Below are 20923 nucleotides of genomic sequence, written 5' to 3' on the forward strand. Positions count from 1 at the left end.
TTCGCAAGAGAGGCAGAGAAAGATCAATTGATATTGAAAGGAGCCCAACGAAATAGGCATAGACACTTTGTTTTGGGCATAAAAAAGTGCCACCCCCTGTTAAGGAAAGTGGCACCTAACACTACAACTTGTAGTCTGAGTAGTTAGCTAACGCTATTAGAAGCGGTAGTTAATACCCACACGTGCAGACCATGCAGACGCTTCAGTATCGATGCGCTGGCCGCGAGGTCCATCAAAGTTTGTAAAAGTATACTGACCGTCTGCAAACGTAGCGTCTACAACAGGCTCGTTATACTCGAAAGGTACTTGACGTAGTACGCCCCACTGGTCGTTCAATAAGTTACCTAGGTTACGAATTGCGAAGAAGATTTCACCTGAGTGACCTTCCATGAAACCAGGAATTTCTTGACCGATACGTAGGTCTACGCGTGATACCCAATCAGAATCTTGCGCATTTCTATCAACGATAGTACCGCGAGAGCCTTCTAGACCAGCATCTGCAATAAATGCGTTAAACGCATCTAGGTTGAAACCTGGGCCGTAGTTTACTAGCGGGTCATTCTCTAGAGGCACGTAAAGAAGGTTACGATCTTCGAAGAAACGCTCATCACCGAAGCCTGGGTCACCGTCGAACGTGTAGCTGAATACCTGACCGCTACGGCGAGTAGCGAATAGGTTAAAGCGTGTCGCATAACCGTCGAAGAACTCGTGCGTATAGCTCAAGTTAAGGGTAAAGCGGTGCTCGATTTGATAGTTACTAGTAGCAACTTCAGGGCTCTGTAGGTCAGTTACAGAAAGGTTACCGTAGTTTGAACTTGCTGTAGAGCTGTTCATTGGGCTACCTTGCTCGATGTCTTGGTGCGAGTAACCAAACGTCGCATTTAGACCATTTTCGAACTCTTTCTGTGCAGTGAACGTGTAAACCCAACCACTACCTTCATCAGGGTTGTTGGTTAACAGATAATCTGTACCAGAACGACCGCAATTAGAGCTTGAAGGATCTGCTTGGCAGTCTGCATCTAGTGCGTCGAAATCTTGGTAAACCGGGCGACCATCAGGTGCTGTGCCAACACTGCGGATGTTAAGCGGGATGCTCATCGCAGGATCTTTTTCACGCGTGTAAATTACGTCTGCAGTAAGAAGAAGTCCATCGCCAACTTCGTGCTGAATACCAACGTTGTATTTCCAAAGTGCTGGCACTTCAAAGTCTGGGTCTAGCGCGTTAACTGCACCGTCACCACCTACGAAGAACTCTGGGTCAGTTGAAAGTGCTGGTAGTTCGAAGCCGAAGTTAGGTGTGTTTGTGCCGTCAAGGGCAGCCAATACACGTGGGTCTGTTGAATCACCTTCAAACTCGGAACCACGGATTGAAATACCGTTGTTTGAGTAGTTGTTAGACAACCAAACGTTTGGGTTACCACCAGAGAATAGACCTACACCACCGTAGATGAATGTTTCGTCATCGTAGATGTAGTTAAAGCCTAGACGTGGTTGGATAAGGTCGAAATCAGGACCTTGCGCGTTAGAGAAGCCATAGCGTTGTTCAAAACGGCTGTTCTCTAGTGGGTCGCGGTCTGAGCTGTAGCTATCGTAGCGTAGACCAAGTGTAAGCGTTAGGTCTGCATTAACCATCCAACGGTCTTGGAAGTAAGCAGTGAAGGTACGGAATTCAAATTCAGCAGCACCGTCATTTGCATCCAATGATGGAGGAATGTTGTATTCAATACGGCTAGCTTGCTGGTTCTCGAAGTCTTCTAAAGAGTCGAATTCAAAGATACCCTGGCTACCTGGAACAAATAGATTGAATACAGAAACGTTTTCGTACTCGATACCAGCAGTAAATTCGTGGTCGCCTTCAAAGTAGTTAGCGATGAATACATAGTTGTCTGTATCGTAGTTCAGCTGGTTAGCTTGACGGAAGCGGTCTACACCAAGACTTACGTCAACACCTGGCGCTACGTCAAAGATAGTAACGTCGCCAAAATCAGGCTGTGAAGAGCCTGGCGTTTGACCATTTACTACTTCTGCGCGGTTTACACGGAACTGAGTAGAAAGCTTAGAGTTCCAGTCAGAGAAAATCTGTAAGCCGTATGTCGTTAGCTCGTTAGCTCGCTGATAGTAGCGGTCTGAGAAAGCGAAGCTGTCGTTTCCAAGACCAGAGGTTGAAAGTGTGAAACCTTCCGTGTTCTGGTAAGTAAACTGTGCACGGTGATCGTTGTTAATTTCCCAATCGATTTTCGCTAGTACTTTTTCTTCTTCAAGGTCTAGCGCGCTAAGCACATCACCTACTTGATAACCGTATACATCTCTAGCAATGTTAGAAACACGGTTTAGTAGTTCAGGTGTAAGACCACTAATTTCGTTAAGTACCGGCGCGCCTTCTGGACCGAACTCGATTACATCAATTGGCTCATGCTTTTCGAATGCACCAAAGAAGAACAACTTGTCTTTAAGAATTGGGAAACCAATAGTACCGCCGTAGCGTCGCTCGTTGAAAGCAGGCACTACAAACTCGTTGCTGTCTACTTCGTCACCCTGCATAGAATCGTTGGTGTAGTCGAAGAAAACGCTACCGTGCACTTCGTTAGTACCAGAACGCGTAACGGCGTTGATGTTACAACCAGTGAAACCACCGTACTGAACGTCAAATGGCGCTAATTCTACAGCTACTTGATCAATTGCGTCGAATGGGAAAGGAAGACGCTCTGTAGGATAACCGTTTGCATTCAAACCGAAGTTATCGTTTTGCTTAACACCATCAACCGTTAAACTATTGAAACGGTTGTTCACACCCGCACAGCCAATAGCACCCGAGTTTGTTGGGTCAATCGAAATACGAGGGTCGATTGCGATAACGTCTTTTATGTCACGGTCAATGTTTGGCTGTGTTTGCAGCTGCTCAAAACCGAAAGACGCACCTGGGCCAGTTGCTTCAGTCATTACGCCTGATGCGTAACCGCTTACTACAATGCGTTCTACGTCAGCGGGTTGAAGAGCAATCTCTACATTAGATGTTTCACCTAGTGTAAGGAATACGTCTTTAACAGTACGTGTGCCTTCGTCATCAGTAACACTGATTGTGTAAGGACCACCAACGCGAAGACCACGTGCGCTGAACGCACCATTGCTTTCTGAAGTGTAGGTACGAGACTGACCAGTACGAGTGTCGGTTACAGTAATAACCGCACCTTCTACAATTGCGCCAGCATCGTTCACGATAATACCGCGAACACCTGATGACGTTTCTTGTGCCATAACCGGACTAGCAAGACCAGCTGCTAAAGTAACTGCAACAGCTACTTTGCTAAGCTTTGCTTTGAAGTTCATGTGTGTGTTTCCCTTTTTTGTTTGAATATCTTTTTTTAAGTTACGAAATGGGCAGGTTGTTCCCTTCCATAACTTTCAATAATTTTAGAACATGAAGAATTGTCGTAAAGCTTCATGTCAAAATTATTACAATTTTACATTTTTATTTAACATTAACCGCCCATGGCATAAGACTTTGATAAAAAATACTTGACCAAACGGTCAGGTTAATTTACTTGTTATTATTATCATCAAGTCGTAGCGGATAACTGCAACTATTCTTGGCATATAAAACACTAATAACCAGCGTTTAATAAAAATCAGGTTTACCCATAAAAAAACATTGAATAACAGCAGCTTACCTATTTTAAATAAATTTACCTATTGCAATAAATAAGCTTAACTGATGAAATCCCTACATAAATCGTTAATTCATTTGGTCGTTTTTTTGACGAATTTCAGAATTGTTGCTACCGGAAAGTGGATAATTTTTGTCATTGCATTGCTAGCATGCGGTGCCGCAAACTATTACCTAAATTCCAAACACCATAGTGACATCACACCAAAAACTGGTCAATATTTGAGCTGCAAAACATCGTTACGCGGCAACAGTGACGTTTTTTCTGTTTATGTAACCGACGGGCGCATTGCCCAAATGGCAAACGAGAAGTTATGCAGCAATGACATCATCAAGCGCCAATATGGCGAAGTTAAGGTTATTATTGGCCAAAGCGATTACGACACCTTTCGTTATATAAACCACGGTGTAGTAGACCTTGCTTTGGTTAAGAAAAACGTGGTTGACGCGTTTGGTGCAGACCAGATATACGGCCTATCCAAAATTGCTTCGCACCCAGATTACAATGCGTTTTTCATTGCGCTGCGAGAAAAACCACTTTTAACCAAGGAATATTTATTAGGTAAGCGCGTTGGACTTCTAGATTACCCAAGCAGCCGTTCTGGCCACATTGTTCCAAAAACGATTATGCAAGGCTTAGGATTGAGTGATAACAATATAAGCGTTGTGTACTACAGCTCTCATCAAGAGCTTCGTAAGGCATTATTGGCAGGTGATGTCGATATAATCTCATCTTACTGGGCACAAGACGATAACAAACGATTTTCCCGCAACTATGCCACTCCTTTGCAGCAAAGCGTAAGCGGGATGCAGTGGTATTTGAAAATGCAAACGCAAAATACAGATCTGTTCTGCGCCATGCAGTCTGTTGTTCACGACATTGCTATGGCGCATCCAAGACCCTACTACAAAACAATAAAACTAGAAGAAGGGTGTGAGTAGTGCAAACGCCGAAAAAAGTGCTCTTTAAATCTCCTATCGTTATTGCTCTGACAGCGGTGGTGCTCATAACAACGTTCCAAGCAACAGCATTATTTGCGCAATACCTAAGCCACAAATCGTCAATACATAATGCACTAGATAAGGTAGAGCGAAGAATTAGCCTAGACAGCGCTTTTTTAGATGTAGGTAACGAAACACTTAAGACGCCCGTAAACCAATTTGCAATTTATCGTTACTTAAACCGCCTAAATACAAGCCTTAAAGAACAGGGCTACCCAATATTGGTTAGCAATATTCAAGGTATATTTTTAAGTCCTGACCAACTAAGCGATTACCCAGTTGTAGTAACATCTAAACTATCAAATGCAGAACAAACCATTACTGTCGAAATGCGCAGTAAAGCCGCTGAAAGCTTTTTCACGTTTAGTTGGATAGCATTAATAGTAGCGCTGGCAGTAACGCCATTTTTTGCGGTCACCAATCAACGTAAGTTACGAAAACAAGTAATAGAAGAAATATTACCTCCTACTCCAAAACTTATTATCAATCTTCAAGAAAAAACCATTTCTAATGGCGTAAACGACAAAGTGGTTACACTGCAAAACAAACCATTATGCTTCTATACCGCCTTAGTTAGGTACTGTATTGCTCACCCTAACGAATCGTTACCGCCCCACAAAGATGTGCCTTCAGAACTCATGGCATTAGCCAATAAATGTTTTGGGCGTTTAATAGAGCTAGGCCATACAAAGAGAAAGCGCCCAGACTTTAATGCAAACTTGGATAAAACGCTTAGCGAGATACGCGCAGCGCTGGATGAAGTATTTTGTTCATTTAACGATGAGAAAGAAACTTATTACCCCCCGAGAGCACAGGGAGAAGGCTCACGCTCGAAGCAACATTCTTACGCATTGCCTCATATCACTATTGAGGATATAGAAATTATTGGCAATTAGTTAAAAACTGACCACTTGGAGAACTTTTGAGGATATTTTTGCTAGGAATACAAACCGCCTGCAATGCCTTGAAAATACAATAAAGTTCTAGCAAAGACCGATCCAAAATCAGATTACTTGTGAATATAACATTGATTCGCGAGCGCTATGCGCGTATCTTTGCAGCAACAAAACCAGCTTTATAGTACTATGCAATCGCCATTAATTATTGCCATTTCTGGAGCTTCTGGCTCTGGGAAGTCTCTTTTTACAAAAAATTTATTCAACGGCTTTAGCGCTCAGGGTCGTCCTGTACAGGTGCTGCGTGAAGATCATTATTATCGCGCGCAAGACCACTTACCCATGGAGCAACGTGAAAAAAACAATTACGACCACCCTAATGCCTTTGAGCACGAGTTGTTGAAAGCACATTTGCAGGCCCTTAGAGATGGCCAGCCAATAGATTATCCGCATTACTGCTATAAAACACACACTCGCCTTCCAGAAACAGAACGCTTAAACCCTGCTCCTGTCATTATTCTAGAAGGTATTATGTTGTTGGCACGCACCGATTTGCTGCCGCTTTACGATGTAAAAATCTTCATTGATACGCCATTGGATATTTGCTTAATGCGCCGAATGATGCGTGACCTAAAAGAGCGCGGACGTACCATTGAATCTGTAGCTAAACAGTACGAAGAAACGGTAAAGCCCATGTACCACCAATTTATCGAACCAAGCCGCTTTACCGCCGACGTAGTGGTAACGCAAGGTGGTAAAAACCAAATAGCACTAGATGTGATTAAATCACACATTCAGCAAGCGCTTCTGTAAGGGAATTCATTTATGGTTAGTTTATTGGGCATCGCGCTCCTGTTGGCTATTGCCTTCTCACTATCTTCTGCGAAGCGCAGTATTAATTGGCGTACGGTGGGTGGCGCTTTCGCTATCCAAGCATTAGTGGGTGCTTTCGTCCTTTATTCAGAACCAGGAAAAGAAGTGTTGCTTGCTGCAACGCAATTTGTAGCGAATATTATTGCCTACAGCCAAGAAGGCATAAACTTCTTGTTTGGTCCTATTGGCGATAAATCTATTGCGTTTATTTTCGCTTTCAACGTACTACCCGTAATTGTTTTCTTCTCAGCCCTAATTGCGGTGCTTTATCACTTAAAAGTGATGGGCGTGATTATTAAGTTTATTGGCGGCTTTCTACAAAAAGCGCTTGGCACAAGTCGACCAGAGTCGATGTCGTCAGCGGCCAATATTTTTGTAGGCCAAACTGAAGCGCCGCTAGTAGTTCGCCCTTTCATTCCTCACATGACTAGCTCTGAGCTTTTCGCCATTATGGTAGGTGGTTTGGCCTCTATTGCAGGCTCTGTTATGGCGGGTTATGCCGGCATGGGCGTTGAACTTAAATACTTACTCGCTGCCAGTTTCATGGCGGCACCAGGTGGCTTATTAATGGCAAAAATCATAATGCCAGAGACCAGTACACCTAACGAAAACTTACATGAAGTAGACGCTGAGGACAGCGGCTACGCCAATGTATTTGATGCTGCCGCCAGCGGCGCAGCGTCAGGCATGCAGCTTGCGTTAAACGTAGGCGCCATGCTTCTTGCTTTCATAGCACTGATAGCGATGTTTAACGGCCTTGTTGGCTGGACAGCTGCGTTATTTGGCTATGAAAACGTAACGTTTGAAGGGATCCTGGGTTATGTGCTTCAGCCTCTCGCATGGGCAATCGGCGTACCATGGGAGGAAGCGCAACTTGCAGGTAGCTTTATTGGACAGAAGATGGTGGTAAACGAATTCGTTGCTTACCTTAACTTCCTAGAAAACCAATCACAGCTATCTGAAGCATCTCAGGCCATTATCACCTTTGCACTTTGTGGTTTTGCAAACTTCTCTTCTATCGCAATTTTGATGGGTGGAATTGGTGCTTTAGCACCTACACGCAGAAAAGAGATTGCGCGACTGGGATTAAAAGCTGTTATTGCTGCAACGTTATCTAACTTAATGAGTGCCGCGCTAGCGGGCTTTTACCTCTCTCTCGGTTAAAATTTATTTAAACGGACCAATTGGTCCAGCTTTTACTGGACTAATTGGTCAGCTTTCTGTAAATTACGCGCAAATTCGACGTGGGGTTGATTTGTATCAATTTCCGCGACTTTTTTCTGTAGCCCGTCTACCTTTATAATGCCGCAGTCAAAATATACGGGATAAAGTTATGCAATTAGTAGCTGTTGATTACCAAGCGGAAAACGCTCAAGACGAATTCGTGAAGTCACTTCGCGAGACAGGGTTTGGTGTGTTAAAGAACCACCCTATCCAGCAGTCATTGGTTCAAGGTATTTACGATAACTGGCAGGGCTTCTTCGACAGTGAAGAGAAGAATGATTACCTGTACAACAAAGGTAAGCAAGACGGCTTTTTCCCTCAGAGTGTATCTGAGGTAGCGAAAGGCTTTACGAAAAAAGATATTAAAGAGTATTACCACTATTACCCTTGGGGTCAGTGCCCAGAAGCGTTACTTCCGCAAATATCTCAATATTATGCAGAAGCCAATACGCTAGCAACTGAACTACTAGGGTGGATAGAAAAGCACTCACCTGCTGAAGTAAGCGCGAAGTACAGCCAACCACTTGGCAACATGATAAAAGATTCTGATCAAACGTTGCTCCGTATACTGCACTACCCGCCGCTTAAAGGTGATGAAGAAGTTGATGCAATCCGAGCTGCTGCTCACGAAGATATTAATTTAATTACTATCTTACCTGCGGCGAATGAGCCAGGTTTGCAAGTACAAGCACAAGACGGTAGTTGGTTAGAAGTACCATGCGATTTTGGTAACCTAATCGTGAACATTGGTGACATGCTTCAAGAGGCATCGGGCCATTACTTCCCATCAACTACTCATAGGGTTGTAAACCCAGACGGTGCAGATATGACGAAATCACGTATATCGTTGCCGCTATTTTTACACCCAAGACCAGATGTTGTTCTTTCAGAACGTCATACCGCAGGGTCATACCTGCAAGAGCGCCTTCGTGAGCTGGGCGTTATATAAATTAAGTTCCTTTTGTAGTGTTATTTTTGCCGCAGCTAGTCTGCGGCTTTTTTTTGTTTGATGTTTGATGAAAAGCTGCTTTCACCAATACATTAATAGTTACTAGCAAGTGACGCTACTTTAGATGCATATCGCTGCTTTTCTTGGTCATTAGGAGAATGCCTCGATGCCCTTTCTAAGAAAGCCTGAGCTTTACTTACATCACCTAGTTCGTGATATGCCTTAGCTACGCCAAACAAAATTTCGTGCCTTGTGTTATCAAGTCGCAATCCTTTTTGATAATGCACTAGCGCAATCTCGGCATTGCCCTCCTCTAATGCCTGCTCACCTAGAATATAGTGATAAAATGGATTATTACGTCGACGGGTTTCTACCATTTCTTTTATTGTTGCTGCTTCTTGGTGGCGATTTTGGTAGTAGTACAAAATCGACAGATTTTCCCACGCCGTTAAATTATCATCATTGAGTGAGAGCGCATGCTTATAGGCTCTCTCAGATTGTTCATAAGCATCAACCATTCTATAAAGTACACCTAAGTTCACCCAGCTTTGCTGGTGAAGAGGGTCTATTTCAGCGGCGGCCTTGAAGTAGCTGTATGCTTTTGTGTAACTATTAGCAACCAGTGCGTCTGCGCCTTTATTGTTGTAAAACATCGACAGGACGGTGTTTTTGGAAACCGAGACTCTTGGAAACTGATCCCGCAACATTTGAGGGTCGAAATCGACATCGGCCCAACGGGATCCTACAGAAGTAATAAGCGGGTCTTCGGGAACGGAAACGCGCAAATTGATGTGCCCATTCAACATGCTATAACCCGATTGGCGAGTCCAGTATTCAGGTATTTTCACCTCGTAAAATGTTGCTTCTAGCCCAGCATGCTCCGCAAGCGCAAAGGTCATAATAGACAGTGACAAGCAGTTTGCAGTGCGATTGTTAAATGTGGTGTTTGCAACAGTATTTGCTGTTGTTAAATACCGCATACCTTTATCTGAACGGTCAAAAATAGCCTTTACCAAGCCCTTTACATTCTTTTCAGTAATGCTCTTTTCAAGCACAGCGCGTTCAGCAAACCGCTGCGCATCTTCATCCAAAAAGAATACGGCATCTGCCGACTCTACGGCATAGTAGTGATGAGATGGAAAAAGAGAATCATCAAGGAGTTGGGGAGTAACACGTGTTTGTATTTGAGCCGTAGATTGACATCCACAAATTATCAAGATAGCGAGAACGGTGAATAATACGCGAGCTTTCATAAGCATTACCTCTTGTCACTCGACAGTATAAAATATAGCCAATCAAAACCATTTTTTCACATTTTTTTAACGTTTTCGGTGCAGGTCGCTCTTTATTACAGCTCGTTTGTCTTTACTAATCGCTGTTACAGAAAGTTAATCATCACTTTCCAACATAACCGCGTAACAACTCACATCAAACATTTCGCAGTACGTTTGATTCCATCTATCTCACACTACTAAAGGTAACGTTATGCGTAAAATTTTAAGTATGATCTTTGTTCTATGTTTTAGCAGCACTGTGCTGGCGGGCAGCCACAAGATGTCTGAGCAAAAAGACATTGTTGACACCGCCGCTGGAATCGATATGTTTTCAACATTGGTGGCTGCTGTCAAAGCTGCTGATTTAGTTGATACGTTAAAGAGCGATGGTCCATTTACAGTCTTTGCTCCAACTAATGAAGCATTTGCTGCGTTACCTGCAGGTACCGTTGACATGCTGTTACAGCCAGAGAACAAAGACAAACTAGTTAAGGTGCTCACTTACCACGTAGTAAGTGGAAAAGTAAAAGCAAAGCAAGCAATGAGCTTGTCTTCAGCTACCACCGTAGAGGGTGGTGATATTGCCATCTCATCAAAAATGAATCACGTGATGATAAACAACGCAAAAGTAGTGAAAGCAGACGTGATGACAACCAATGGTGTTATCCACGTTATCGATAAAGTGCTACTGCCTGATGCGTTAGCGAGTAACTAAATTTAAGATCCTATCCGATTGTAGGCGTGTATATAAATTTAGTCTTATTTGTATATACGCTTGCACTTTTTGATTTATCCAACGCTATTGATACTCTTTAAGCAAATCTCGACGCGTTTTGAGGCATTACCGCTTCAGCTAAGTTCAAAGAAGCTCGTCACTACGTTCGAACAAATTTAGAGCAAACAAAGCGTTAATATGTTTAAATAATAGACTTTAGGCTAATGTACTTATTAACCAAGGAGACTATTCTTAGTGGCTATGGCGCTTGAATTCATCCTAAGGCAATACCGTGTACATTGAGCATGTTGGCGATAGAACACTCAAGGATTGTCATGTTCTTATTGTTGACGACCAATCAAGCACACGACTTGTTCTTGAAACTTTGCTAGAAGATACCGTCCAATGTATTTCGGTAGGTTCGGGTAGCGAAGCAGTATCTTATTGCGAAGACAACAGCCCTGACCTCATCTTAATGGATGTCTCAATGCCTGACCTCGATGGTCATGCCACCACGGCTATACTTCGAAAAAAACAATCCTCCGCGTCCATCCCCATTATGTTTGTAACATCATCGTCTACAGATGAAGATGAGTCGAGATGTTGGGAGTCAGGCTGTATCGATTTTATCGTAAAGCCCGTTAATGCGTGCACTTTGCGAAATCGTGTTAAATCACATCTAATGCACAAGCTACGTAATGATTTACTCGAACGATTGATTTATGTAGACAAATTAACAGGCGCATACAACCGTCATTATTTAGATGATTATCTCCCAAACCTTGTTCGTGAAGGGCTAAGAAACGTAACGCCTTTGTGCTTGGTAATGTTCGACGTAGACCACTTCAAACTATTCAATGACATGTATGGCCACCTTGAAGGTGACAGTTGTCTTTGGAAAGTAAGCAGAACAATAGGCGATGCGTTGTTAAGGCCAATGGATAAATTAATTCGTATAGGCGGTGAAGAGTTTTTAGTTGTTTTACCGAATACCGATCTAGATGGCGCTATAAAGGTTACCAAACGGTTACTCGAGCTAGTGTTTAACGCTGGTATTCCCCATGCTTCATCTGAACACGACCGGGTAACGCTTAGTGCAGGTATTGCATTGAAGACCGCCACCGATAATAAGTCGATAGAAGCGGTAATGTTAGAGGCAGATAAGAACCTTTACCATTCAAAGGAAGCAGGAAGAAACTGTGTCACGCCCTCTACCTCTCGCAGGCAGAAAAACATTGCTGATATAAATGCCATAGTAAAACAAGCTCAATAAACAGGCTATACTTAAAGCCATTAGCCCCCATTGCTGCGTTATTACATTACTAGCCAAGCGTAAAGCGACCTACTGCCCCTGTATGCTTTAACACCTTTAGCTTCTCATGTTTTTGCACACCTAATTCTGACAACTGTGCAAAGAGTAGCGACATTGTAGCCATCGCATCATCTAAAGCGTTATGTTCTATAAAGCTTGGAAGACCGAGCCGTTCACAGCATTCTAAAAGCGTAGCACAGTGCGAGGGTAATACTTGATGCTGCTTGCTAAGTTGATAAACCGCAAGCTTAAGCGTATCAATATACATCACCTCAGTTTTAGGTAAGTCCAGTGACACAAATACATTATGCAATGCAGCCAAGTCTAAGCTAGCGTTATGAAACACTAAAATTGACTCGTGCAGCCTGGGCAATAACGCATTTAAGGCATCAGGCAGCGTTACTCCGTTATTTAACGCCTCTTCTGTCAAACCGTGAATAACAGGGCTTTGCCCTAAATCCGCAGTAGTTTTTACAAGGTAATAGTCACTGGTCGACAAATCTACAACGCCATTGCTTCCTGTCACGAAACCTACTGAAGTAATTTGCGTTACTTTTTGATCAAGAGACGTAAGCTCAAAATCAATAGCCGTAAACTGTAAGTTTTGAAATTGATAGGTGTTTAATAAGGCGTTACGCGAGGGTGCAAAAGGAAACACATTCTTTAGCGCGTTAAAAAGGGCTTTAATCATACTTTTCTAATTGCCTTCTACGCTACGCCGCCTGAAAACTTCATTATCATTGCTTGGTTAGTTCTTTCTATTGCTTTAAATGCGGCTTTTAACTGATGTTTTTCAATAGACGATAAACTACTGACCGACACACGATTGTCAGTAACCTTATTTTCCAGCTGATGCCGCCAGCGAATACGATTTAAAAAAAGCCAAATATCTTTTAAGTTGTCTGCGTCTTTGCGCGACAGCTGAGAGTGTTCACTTAAATTTTCTAATCGTGCCAATGTACCGGGAATCACCAGGCCATCGGCTAGAGCATAAATGCGTGCAATGTTGTTAACCAGAGCCACAGCGCGTTTTTTTAAATCAATGCTGTCTTTAATTGGTTGATGCTTTTCATAGGTAAAACGTTGAAAGGTAGATAATGGCACTGCAACATCGTTACTGTGCCGTGCGAGCGCCGCTAGAAACATTTTTTGTTGAAGCAAAGAAGCGCGGCGTTTTTGAAGTAATTTCAGCAAGCTAATATCACCAGCGGCGCAGCGTACATCAAGAAAAATATTGAAATGCATAATCGCATCTTTAGTGGGTGACTTAACCCATTGCTGCGCTTCAGTTACGGCTTCGTCTACTGATAAGCGCAATGCATCGTTACTGGCCATAATGTTGCCATCACATAGTTTGATGCCACACTTCGCAAGCCCTTTACAAACGTATGCCGCCATACTAGCAAAGTATTGTGCTTGCGCTTCGTTTGGCTTGCTAGCCAGTAATAAACCGTTGTCTTGATCGGAACCCATGGTTTGGTCCTCTCTGGCTTGCGAGCCATATACTAGCCATGCAAACATCATTGGTGCTTTGCCCTGCTCTTGCTGGAAAAAGCCAATGAGCTTACGCGTCATAATATCGGTAGCCTGCGATAAAATTTTCCCCGCAATATCAAAGTCACCTGCACGTTTGGCATGTGCAGAAAAATAATGGGGCAATTGCCACGACAATCGCGTGAGTTCATACAAGTTTTCAGCTTTCGAAAGTTCACCGATAATAAAAAGTACGTTTCCTCTTTGATGGCGAATGATATCGCTGGCAGTAACCATTCCAAGAGGATTATTTGAAACATGATCGATAATAGGTAAATGGTGGATATTTTTTTCTGTCATCAATGCCATGGCATCGAACAAGGTTCTATTACCGTTAATTTGTGCAGGGTTAGCCGTCATAATGTGGCTTACTGCTTGTTGAGTATTTAATGCTTTTGCCACCACTCGTGAACGCAAATCTCGATCGGTAACAATGCCTACTACTTTATTGTTTTGAGTTATCAGTAACGACGACACCTTTTCTTTAGTCATTAAACTGGCGGCATCTGAAATAGTGGTTTGAGCCTCGGTTGACACTGGTGCCTTGTTAATGACCTCAGTCAAATTCTTGTATAGCCACATGGAATTGCTGTCTGACATTGCAGTGCTCTGCAAAGCATTATTCAGCAGGCCTTTAAAGAAATTTCCGATGGCAGGTTTGGATAAAAGAGGTAGAACCGATTTAGCATTAAAGCAATAAACCAAACCTGGGCTTTCTACTGTAACGGTGAGTGCAATCGGACGATTTTCGACAATTGATGGGTAGCCAAAGTAGTCACCTTCACTTAAATGCCTTATTGTGTCCTGCCCATCTAATACCGAAAACTGCCCGCTTTGAATAAGGTAAAGCCGCGGCCCCGCCTCGTTTATGTTACTAGCAAGTTCATTGGTTAAATACAGCAGTTCTGCATTTTTTATAAGCGCTGTTCGCTCATCCACGCTTAAGGTGTCGAAAGGAGCAGAGCTAGCAATAAAGTCGTCTACTTGTTTTGCTATAGCACTCATACCTGCTCTCCTTTTAAAATTGAAAAACCAACCTACTCGCTAAGCGAATAGGTTGGCTGTACTTCCATATTATTCGTTGTATAAACGCTTAGTGTGCAGATGCTTCACCAGCGCCTTTCGGATAACGAATACTTTCAACTAGCTCTTGGATTTCCTCTGGTGCTTCATCGGTTACCTTGAACACTAGGAACGCTACTACAAAGTTAACTACCATACCAAGAGTACCGATACCTTCAGGCGATACGCCGAACCACCAGTTTTCAGGCGTGTTCGCCGCAGGGTTAACAAACTTGAAGTAAATAATATAGGTAGCTGTGAAAGCAAGACCTGAAATCATGCCTGAAATAGCGCCCTTATCATTCATACGTTTGCTAAAGATACCCATGATAATTGCTGGGAAGAAGCTGGATGCCGCTAAGCCGAAGGCAAAGGCCACCACCTGCGCAACAAACCCCGGCGGATTAATACCAAAGTAACCTGCAATAACAATGGCCACACCTGCTGCCAGTCGTGCATACATTAACTCTGCTTTATCGGTAATATTCGGCATGAAGTTTCGTTTCAACAAGTCGTGCGACACGGAGGTTGAAATTACCAGTAACAGGCCTGCCGAGGTAGACAGCGCAGCCGCTACACCACCTGCGGCAACCAGCGCAATTACCCAAGCAGGTAGATTCGCAATCTCTGGGTTTGCTAATACCATAATGTCGCGGTCAACTTTCATTTCGTTGCGCTCATCGCCCGAATAGAACATCTTTCCATCGCCATTCTTATCTTCAAAACCGATAAGACCCGTTTGCTCCCAGTTCTTAATCCACGATGGCGCTTCAGCATAGCTTGTACCCATCATTTCAGAGCCATTGATGGTCTCAATCATGTTAACGCGAGCAAATGCAGCTAGAGATGGCGCAGTCGTATAAAGAAGTGCGATAAATGCAAGTGCATAACCTGCTGATTTGCGTGCATCAGCAACTTTAGGCACAGTGAAGAAACGAACGATAACGTGAGGAAGACCTGCAGTACCTACCATAAGCGCGAAGGTAATGAAGAACACGTCGATAGTTGACTTCGTACCCGAGGTATACTCGTTAAAGCCCAACTCTACCGAGAGCATATCCAGCTTCTGGAGCATGTACATTCCTGACCCATCGGCTAGCGTGGCACCAAAACCAGTTTGCGGAAGAATATGACCCGTTACCATAATTGAGATGAACACGGCTGGAACGATATAAGCAAAAATAAGTACGCAGTATTGCGCTACCTGTGTATAGGTAATGCCTTTCATACCACCTAGTACCGTGTAGAAGAACACGATAACCATACCAATAACGACACCTGCAACAATATCAACTTCCAAGAAGCGACTGAATACAACACCTACACCACGCATTTGACCCGCAACATAGGTAAAGCACACGAAGATTGCGCAGAATACCGCAACAGTACGCGCGGTTTGTGAGTAGTAACGATCGCCAATAAAGTCAGGTACCGTGAATTTGCCGAACTTACGTAAATAAGGTGCAAGACAAAGCGCAAGCAATACATAGCCACCGGTCCAGCCCATTAGGTAAACTGCACCGTCATACCCCATAAACGAGATAAGACCTGCCATAGAGATAAACGATGCCGCTGACATCCAGTCGGCTGCAGTAGCCATACCGTTCATTACCGGAGGCACACCGCCACCCGCGACATAAAAGTCATTCGTTGAGCCAGCTCGTGCCCAAATAGCAATTGCAATGTATAGTGCAAACGATGCACCAACAATAATAAATGTGAGTGTTTGAACGTCCATGGTTTACTCCTCGTCTACACCGTAGCGTTTATCCATGGCGTTCATTTTTGCCATATAGACAAAAATCAAAGCAACGAACACGTAAATGGCGCCTTGCTGTGCAAACCAAAAGCCCAGCTTAAAGCCAAAGAATTGAATTTCGTTTAGTGCATCGACAAACAGTATGCCGGCACCAAATGATACGACGAACCATACGACTAAAAGCTTGAAGAGCAGTGAGAGGTTCTCACTCCAATATGCCTTTTTGTCTTCTTCGTTTCTAAATGCCATTGTTTCACCCTCATGTCAGGTTAACTAGTTGTTATCATTTTACATTTTCCTAACGCCCGGCTTTTTAACTCTGTTGCCGCAATTCAAGAAATATGAAAAACCTATTTCAAAGCAGCAAAGTCAAGCATTTAGGAGCTCGCGTACTACTCTAGACCTGACAATAAGAATTCAAAATGAGACCATGGTCGTAGGTAAGACTATGGTCGATATGGTTATAATGACCGACAAGTTGTTAACACAAGGTTAAAGGCAATTATGGTATTTGGTTGGGTTACGCTAGCTGTGCTGTACCTGTTTCTTCTTTTCTCTCTGGCTAGCTGGGGAGAAAAAAACTCGTCTAAAGCACGCGCAATCACCTCTCATCCAGCCATTTATTCATTAGCGCTCGCCATTTACTGCACGGCTTGGACATTCTTTGGCATGGTGGGGCAAGCCAGTAGAGATACGTGGATTTACTTACCCATTATGCTTGGCCCTATCCTTGTTTACTTATTGGGTTATAAGTTTATTTATAAGATGACGCTGGTAAGTAAGAAGCAACACATCACCACCATATCTGACTTTATTGCTTCACGTTACGGTAAACGACAAACAGTCGCATTGGTGGTTACACTTATTGCACTGTTAGCCACCATTCCCTACATTGCGCTTCAACTCAAAGCTGTAGGCTCTACCTTTCAATTACTAACACAACAGTCGAACAGCGACGCAATTATCTTGGCCGCAACAGGCTTTATTGCTGTCTTCGCCATTTATTTTGGTACCAGGCAAACAGATGTTACTGAGTATCGTCGTGGCCTAATGCTGGCTATTGCGTTCGAATCTACTATTAAGCTTTTGGCGTTAGTATTAGTGGCTTTTGTTGGCTATAGCGCATGGAAACAGACTGAATCAGGGCCTTTTTTCGACAGTTTTGTTAACGAAGCAGCACTTTCACAATTTGGTTCGTTTTCGTTTATTGCACAAACCATAATGGCTGCGGCTGCAATTGTGTGTTTACCTAGGCAATTTCACGTTGCCATAATCGATAACTTAAGCCTTGGTCACATTCGCACTGCACGTTGGTTGTTTCCGCTTTATCTTGCGGTAATTTCGGCAGTTATTCCCGTTATCGCTATTGCGGGTAAAGCAATATTTGCGGGGACAGGAATAGAGCCCGACTCTTATGTGCTTTCACTTGCCGTATTTTCAGAGTCTGCACTGCTACAGGTTATTGTATTTATAGGTGGGCTTTCAGCAGCCACCGCCATGATCATCGTAGCCACCTTAACGCTTAGCACCATGCTAACTAACGACGTTATATTACCCAGACTACTTGCGTTTAGCGGCCAAACCGATAAGAAGCAAGATCTCTCTAGTCGAATTCGTCTTATCCGCCGCATCGTAATTGCTTTTATTCTTATTCTGGCGTTCTTTTATCATCATCAAATGACAGGAAGCCGCTCTCTTCATTCAATTGGGCTTATTGCATTTTCTCTAGTCATTCAATTAATGCCGGCTATTGTGGGTGGTCTATACTGGAAGAAAGCGCACGCACATGGCGTATATGCAGGCCTTATGATTGGGCTTGTTATATGGGCTTTGTGGTTGGTACTGCCCATTGTGAGTGAACAAGTTTCACAACTAGAGCAAAATGAACTGATAAGTCAGGGAGCGATGATAAGTTTGGGTGCTAACACCCTGGTCTACATTATCTTCTCATGGTTTGCACCGCAGCGGCTGGTAGACAGAATTCAAGCGGAAGCTTTTGTGTCGCCCGCTATGCCCACAACCAATACGGTAACCGTGCCTTCCATTAATGTTGATGTTGCCGTTTCCGATTTAACCACGCTTTTGTCTACCTTTATGGGAACGGGACGATGCGAGCAGTTGCTGGAGCAATACCAACAGCTAAATCATTGTAAGCTTAAGCACGACGCTGTACCCGATGAATCGTTCTTGCTGTTTTGCGAACGGGCGCTTGGTGGGGTAATTGGCGCATCAAGTGCCAAGGCCTTACTAGACAGTGCCCTTCGAGGCAAAAAGATGGACTTCACCGAAATCATCAACTTCTTTGATGATACAACGCAAGCCATGCAGTTTAATATGACAGCACTGCTTACATCGCTTGAAAATATGGATCAAGGTATAAGCGTTGTAGATAAACATCTTAACTTGGTCGCTTGGAATAAGCGTTACGCCAATTTATATCCGTACCCCGACGACTTACTCGCTGTAGGCACACCTATTGAAAAGCTTATTCGTTACAATGCGTCGCAAGGCGAGTTTGGCAGCGATAATGTTGAAGCCGAGGTAGAAAAGCGCCTAGGGCATTTGCGCTCAGGTATGCCCCATCGCTTTACGCGTCAACGGAAAGATGGACGCGTTATTGAAATGGTAGGCAATCCATTACCCGGTGGTGGCTTTGTTACAAGCTTTAATGACATCACTGGTCACGTTGAAATTCAACAGGCGCTTGAAGAATCTAACATTGACCTCGAAGCACGTATTAAAAAACGCACCGAAGAAGTCCACTCTATCAATGCTGAACTTCGCCTTGAAATTGAAAGACGCTCAGAAGCGGAAAAAGAACTTATCCGCGCAAGAAAAGCGGCAGAAGACGCTAACGCCAGTAAAACGCGCTTTTTAGCGCTAGCAAGCCATGATGTGCTACAGCCATTAAATGCAGCAAAGCTTTACGTAAGTGCTTTGGAAGAGCAAGAGCTATCAGAGTATGCACATAATATTATCCAGAAGCTCAATCACAGCGTTACCTCTAGCGAAACCCTTATAGGTACGCTGCTAGATATTGCACGACTTGATCAGGGTGAAATGAAGCCCGACATTGAAGCGGTTGATATTCAGGCTTTGTTTACGCCACTTTTAGATGAAATGGCTATGCGTGCTAAAGAAAAAGGTCTTGGATTTAAAGCCATTATTCGGCCGTTTTGGGCATATGCCGACAAAACCTACTTGTACCGTATCGTACAAAACTTATTGTCCAATGCTGTGAAATACACCCATTCCGGTCGCGTGCTTTTCACTGTAAAAGCAATAGGAAATGACGTGCAGTTCAAAGTGCTCGACACCGGCATTGGTATTGCCAACGACAAGCAGGCGAGTATTTTTGGCGACTTCTTTCGCACAAACGACAGCAAGGAGCACGGCTTAGGTTTAGGCCTTGGCGTGGTGCGCCGATTAAGCCTGCAGCTTCACAGTGATATTAATGTCATATCAGCTGTTGGAAAAGGAAGCTGCTTTACTTTCACGCTAAGTAAAGCTGAACCCAAAACGTTGTCAAAAACATCAGCAAAACCCCAAAATACTACCTTTGCCAATATGGACGTGCTTTGTGTTGACGACCAGCGTGAAAACCTGGACGCAATGAAAACGCTGCTGACAAAATGGGGAGTAAACGTGGTGGTAGCAAACAACTGGGATGATGCGCTAACGCTTTGTGACACCTTTCAGCCTCAAATACTGTTAATGGATTATCAATTAAGCCATGATGAGACTAAACATGGCTTAGCGCTTATCGAAGAAATTCGTGCGCGACTAAATGTTGTTGTGCCGGCAGCGCTTATTACTGCAACACCCGATGAAAACTTGGTAACCCAATGCAAAGCGCAAGGTGTAAACTTCTTAGCTAAGCCGCTGAAACCAGCCAAATTACGAGCACTGCTGCAAAGTATGACACGCTATATTCGCGAGGCAAAAAACGTGTCATAGGCAAACAAGAAGGAATCGGCTATTTTCCTATTACTTCCTCATGAATACGGTTTTCTTCCGCTTTTGGCGGTGCATCTACAGCAGATTTTGAAACCACTTTCCCCATAGTGCCCCACTTTGCTTTTGGGTTAAGTAACACCGGCCGCGTTAAAATAAGGTTGTTAGGGTACATTAACGTTTCTCGGTCTGCGGTAACCAAGCGCATACTAAACGGACCTAAGTCAGCAATAACGCCTTCAATGTAATTGTCGCCGTCTAAAATACGGATGTAGTTTCCGCGGCGATAAGACACATTAGTTAATAGTATAAAGTAGGCGGTTATATTGCTGATAAGCGACCAGCTAGCAAAAAGCGCAACACCAGTTACGGTAATGATGGACGTAGAGAGTACCAGTAAGCCTGAAAAATCAATGCCCCATGCTAGAAGTAGTAACGCAATTGATACCGTAGCTACCAGTACTCGAGCGGCAAATAAACCTTTTATTGCACTACTGCTTTTAAGCTTCGACTTGGCAATATTAGTCTCTAGCTTTGGCAATAGTTTACGCGTTGTAGCCACGTAAATTAGTAACACCACACCGCTCCACACCACATTCGATTGGTATTGTGTTAACCACACCAAAAATGTGTGCCACCACTCATTCATTAAAAAGCCTTTTAGTTAGTTACACTATTTTTCGTAATGCTATCGCGAATGTTCTTT

15 protein-coding genes are annotated in these 20923 nt (G+C 43.5%); 8 read left to right on the forward strand and 7 right to left on the reverse strand.

The annotated features are described in order from the left end of the window. Positions 1-156: 156 nt before the first annotated feature. Complete coding sequence (locus V7R35_RS17120; RefSeq protein WP_334016089.1) at positions 157-3327, reverse strand: TonB-dependent receptor; 3171 nt, start codon at positions 3325-3327, stop codon at positions 157-159. 385 nt (positions 3328-3712) lie between these two features. On the opposite strand from V7R35_RS17120, the gene V7R35_RS17125 reads away from it, so the two are divergent. From V7R35_RS17125 to V7R35_RS17145, 5 genes are all read left to right on the forward strand, one after another. Further along, positions 3713-4606 carry a hypothetical protein gene (locus V7R35_RS17125; RefSeq protein ID WP_438823488.1) on the forward strand — a complete coding sequence of 298 codons (894 nt, stop codon included), beginning with the start codon at positions 3713-3715 and terminating at the stop codon, positions 4604-4606. Continuing rightward, on the forward strand, positions 4606-5562 hold the full coding sequence (locus V7R35_RS17130) for a hypothetical protein (protein WP_334016092.1): 957 nt from the start codon (positions 4606-4608) through the stop codon (positions 5560-5562). Before V7R35_RS17125 ends, V7R35_RS17130 begins: the two co-directional genes overlap by 1 nt. Before the next feature lie 189 nt (positions 5563-5751). After that, positions 5752-6375 (forward strand): uridine kinase, encoded by a 624-nt coding sequence (gene udk, locus V7R35_RS17135; RefSeq protein ID WP_334016128.1) that lies wholly within the window; start codon positions 5752-5754, stop codon positions 6373-6375. 12 nt (positions 6376-6387) lie between these two features. Next, positions 6388-7599 (forward strand): NupC/NupG family nucleoside CNT transporter, encoded by a 1212-nt coding sequence (locus V7R35_RS17140; protein WP_334016093.1) that lies wholly within the window; start codon positions 6388-6390, stop codon positions 7597-7599. Between the two features lie 169 nt (positions 7600-7768). Then, a complete protein-coding gene (locus tag V7R35_RS17145; RefSeq protein WP_334016096.1) occupies positions 7769-8608 on the forward strand; it encodes a 2OG-Fe(II) oxygenase family protein in 840 nt (279 codons plus the stop codon). Positions 8609-8700: 92 nt separating this feature from the next. Here the strand turns inward: V7R35_RS17145 and V7R35_RS17150 are convergent, their stop codons facing one another. Then, positions 8701-9861 (reverse strand): tetratricopeptide repeat protein, encoded by a 1161-nt coding sequence (locus V7R35_RS17150; protein ID WP_334016097.1) that lies wholly within the window; start codon positions 9859-9861, stop codon positions 8701-8703. 232 nt (positions 9862-10093) lie between these two features. On the opposite strand from V7R35_RS17150, the gene V7R35_RS17155 reads away from it, so the two are divergent. Continuing rightward, complete coding sequence (locus V7R35_RS17155) at positions 10094-10597, forward strand: fasciclin domain-containing protein (RefSeq protein WP_334016098.1); 504 nt, start codon at positions 10094-10096, stop codon at positions 10595-10597. A gap of 292 nt (positions 10598-10889) precedes the next feature. Next, positions 10890-11870: a GGDEF domain-containing response regulator gene (locus V7R35_RS17160; RefSeq protein ID WP_334016099.1), complete on the forward strand. Its 981-nt coding sequence runs from the start codon at positions 10890-10892 to the stop codon at positions 11868-11870. Positions 11871-11919: 49 nt separating this feature from the next. Here the strand turns inward: V7R35_RS17160 and V7R35_RS17165 are convergent, their stop codons facing one another. From V7R35_RS17165 to V7R35_RS17180, 4 genes are all read right to left on the reverse strand, one after another. After that, positions 11920-12600: a 3'-5' exonuclease gene (locus tag V7R35_RS17165; RefSeq protein ID WP_334016100.1), complete on the reverse strand. Its 681-nt coding sequence runs from the start codon at positions 12598-12600 to the stop codon at positions 11920-11922. 17 nt (positions 12601-12617) lie between these two features. Continuing rightward, positions 12618-14447, reverse strand: a complete 1830-nt coding sequence (locus V7R35_RS17170) for a DUF294 nucleotidyltransferase-like domain-containing protein (protein WP_334016101.1) — start codon at positions 14445-14447, stop codon at positions 12618-12620. Between the two features lie 88 nt (positions 14448-14535). Next, positions 14536-16242, reverse strand: a complete 1707-nt coding sequence (locus tag V7R35_RS17175; RefSeq protein ID WP_334016102.1) for a sodium:solute symporter family protein — start codon at positions 16240-16242, stop codon at positions 14536-14538. Between the two features lie 3 nt (positions 16243-16245). Further along, positions 16246-16512, reverse strand: a complete 267-nt coding sequence (locus V7R35_RS17180; protein ID WP_334016103.1) for a DUF4212 domain-containing protein — start codon at positions 16510-16512, stop codon at positions 16246-16248. A gap of 255 nt (positions 16513-16767) precedes the next feature. Here V7R35_RS17180 and V7R35_RS17185 point away from each other — a divergent pair, with 255 nt between their 5' ends. Beyond that, the gene (locus tag V7R35_RS17185; RefSeq protein WP_334016104.1) at positions 16768-20220 is read left to right on the forward strand and encodes a PAS domain-containing hybrid sensor histidine kinase/response regulator; all 3453 of its coding nucleotides are present in this window, start codon (positions 16768-16770) and stop codon (positions 20218-20220) included. Between the two features lie 19 nt (positions 20221-20239). On the opposite strand, the gene V7R35_RS17190 is transcribed toward V7R35_RS17185, so the two are convergent. After that, positions 20240-20866: a mechanosensitive ion channel family protein gene (locus tag V7R35_RS17190; protein ID WP_334016105.1), complete on the reverse strand. Its 627-nt coding sequence runs from the start codon at positions 20864-20866 to the stop codon at positions 20240-20242. Positions 20867-20923: the final 57 nt, after the last annotated feature.

The organism is Alteromonas sp. S167, assembly GCF_036864375.1.
In the GTDB taxonomy this organism is placed as follows: Bacteria; Pseudomonadota; Gammaproteobacteria; order Enterobacterales; family Alteromonadaceae; genus Alteromonas.

What these genes read in the sequence shown, in the direction of transcription:
- V7R35_RS17170 (WP_334016101.1), bottom strand. Translation starts at nt 14,447, where the DNA reads ATGAGTGCTATAGCAAAACAAGTAGACGACTTTATTGCTAGCTCTGCT.
- V7R35_RS17175 (WP_334016102.1), bottom strand. Translation starts at nt 16,242, where the DNA reads ATGGACGTTCAAACACTCACATTTATTATTGTTGGTGCATCGTTTGCA.
- V7R35_RS17155 (WP_334016098.1), top strand. Translation starts at nt 10,094, where the DNA reads ATGCGTAAAATTTTAAGTATGATCTTTGTTCTATGTTTTAGCAGCACT.
- V7R35_RS17165 (WP_334016100.1), bottom strand. Translation starts at nt 12,600, where the DNA reads ATGATTAAAGCCCTTTTTAACGCGCTAAAGAATGTGTTTCCTTTTGCA.
- V7R35_RS17180 (WP_334016103.1), bottom strand. Translation starts at nt 16,512, where the DNA reads ATGGCATTTAGAAACGAAGAAGACAAAAAGGCATATTGGAGTGAGAAC.
- V7R35_RS17190 (WP_334016105.1), bottom strand. Translation starts at nt 20,866, where the DNA reads ATGAATGAGTGGTGGCACACATTTTTGGTGTGGTTAACACAATACCAA.
- udk (WP_334016128.1), top strand. Translation starts at nt 5,752, where the DNA reads ATGCAATCGCCATTAATTATTGCCATTTCTGGAGCTTCTGGCTCTGGG.
- V7R35_RS17140 (WP_334016093.1), top strand. Translation starts at nt 6,388, where the DNA reads ATGGTTAGTTTATTGGGCATCGCGCTCCTGTTGGCTATTGCCTTCTCA.
- V7R35_RS17150 (WP_334016097.1), bottom strand. Translation starts at nt 9,861, where the DNA reads ATGAAAGCTCGCGTATTATTCACCGTTCTCGCTATCTTGATAATTTGT.
- V7R35_RS17125 (WP_438823488.1), top strand. Translation starts at nt 3,713, where the DNA reads ATGAAATCCCTACATAAATCGTTAATTCATTTGGTCGTTTTTTTGACG.
- V7R35_RS17145 (WP_334016096.1), top strand. Translation starts at nt 7,769, where the DNA reads ATGCAATTAGTAGCTGTTGATTACCAAGCGGAAAACGCTCAAGACGAA.
- V7R35_RS17185 (WP_334016104.1), top strand. Translation starts at nt 16,768, where the DNA reads ATGGTATTTGGTTGGGTTACGCTAGCTGTGCTGTACCTGTTTCTTCTT.
- V7R35_RS17120 (WP_334016089.1), bottom strand. Translation starts at nt 3,327, where the DNA reads ATGAACTTCAAAGCAAAGCTTAGCAAAGTAGCTGTTGCAGTTACTTTA.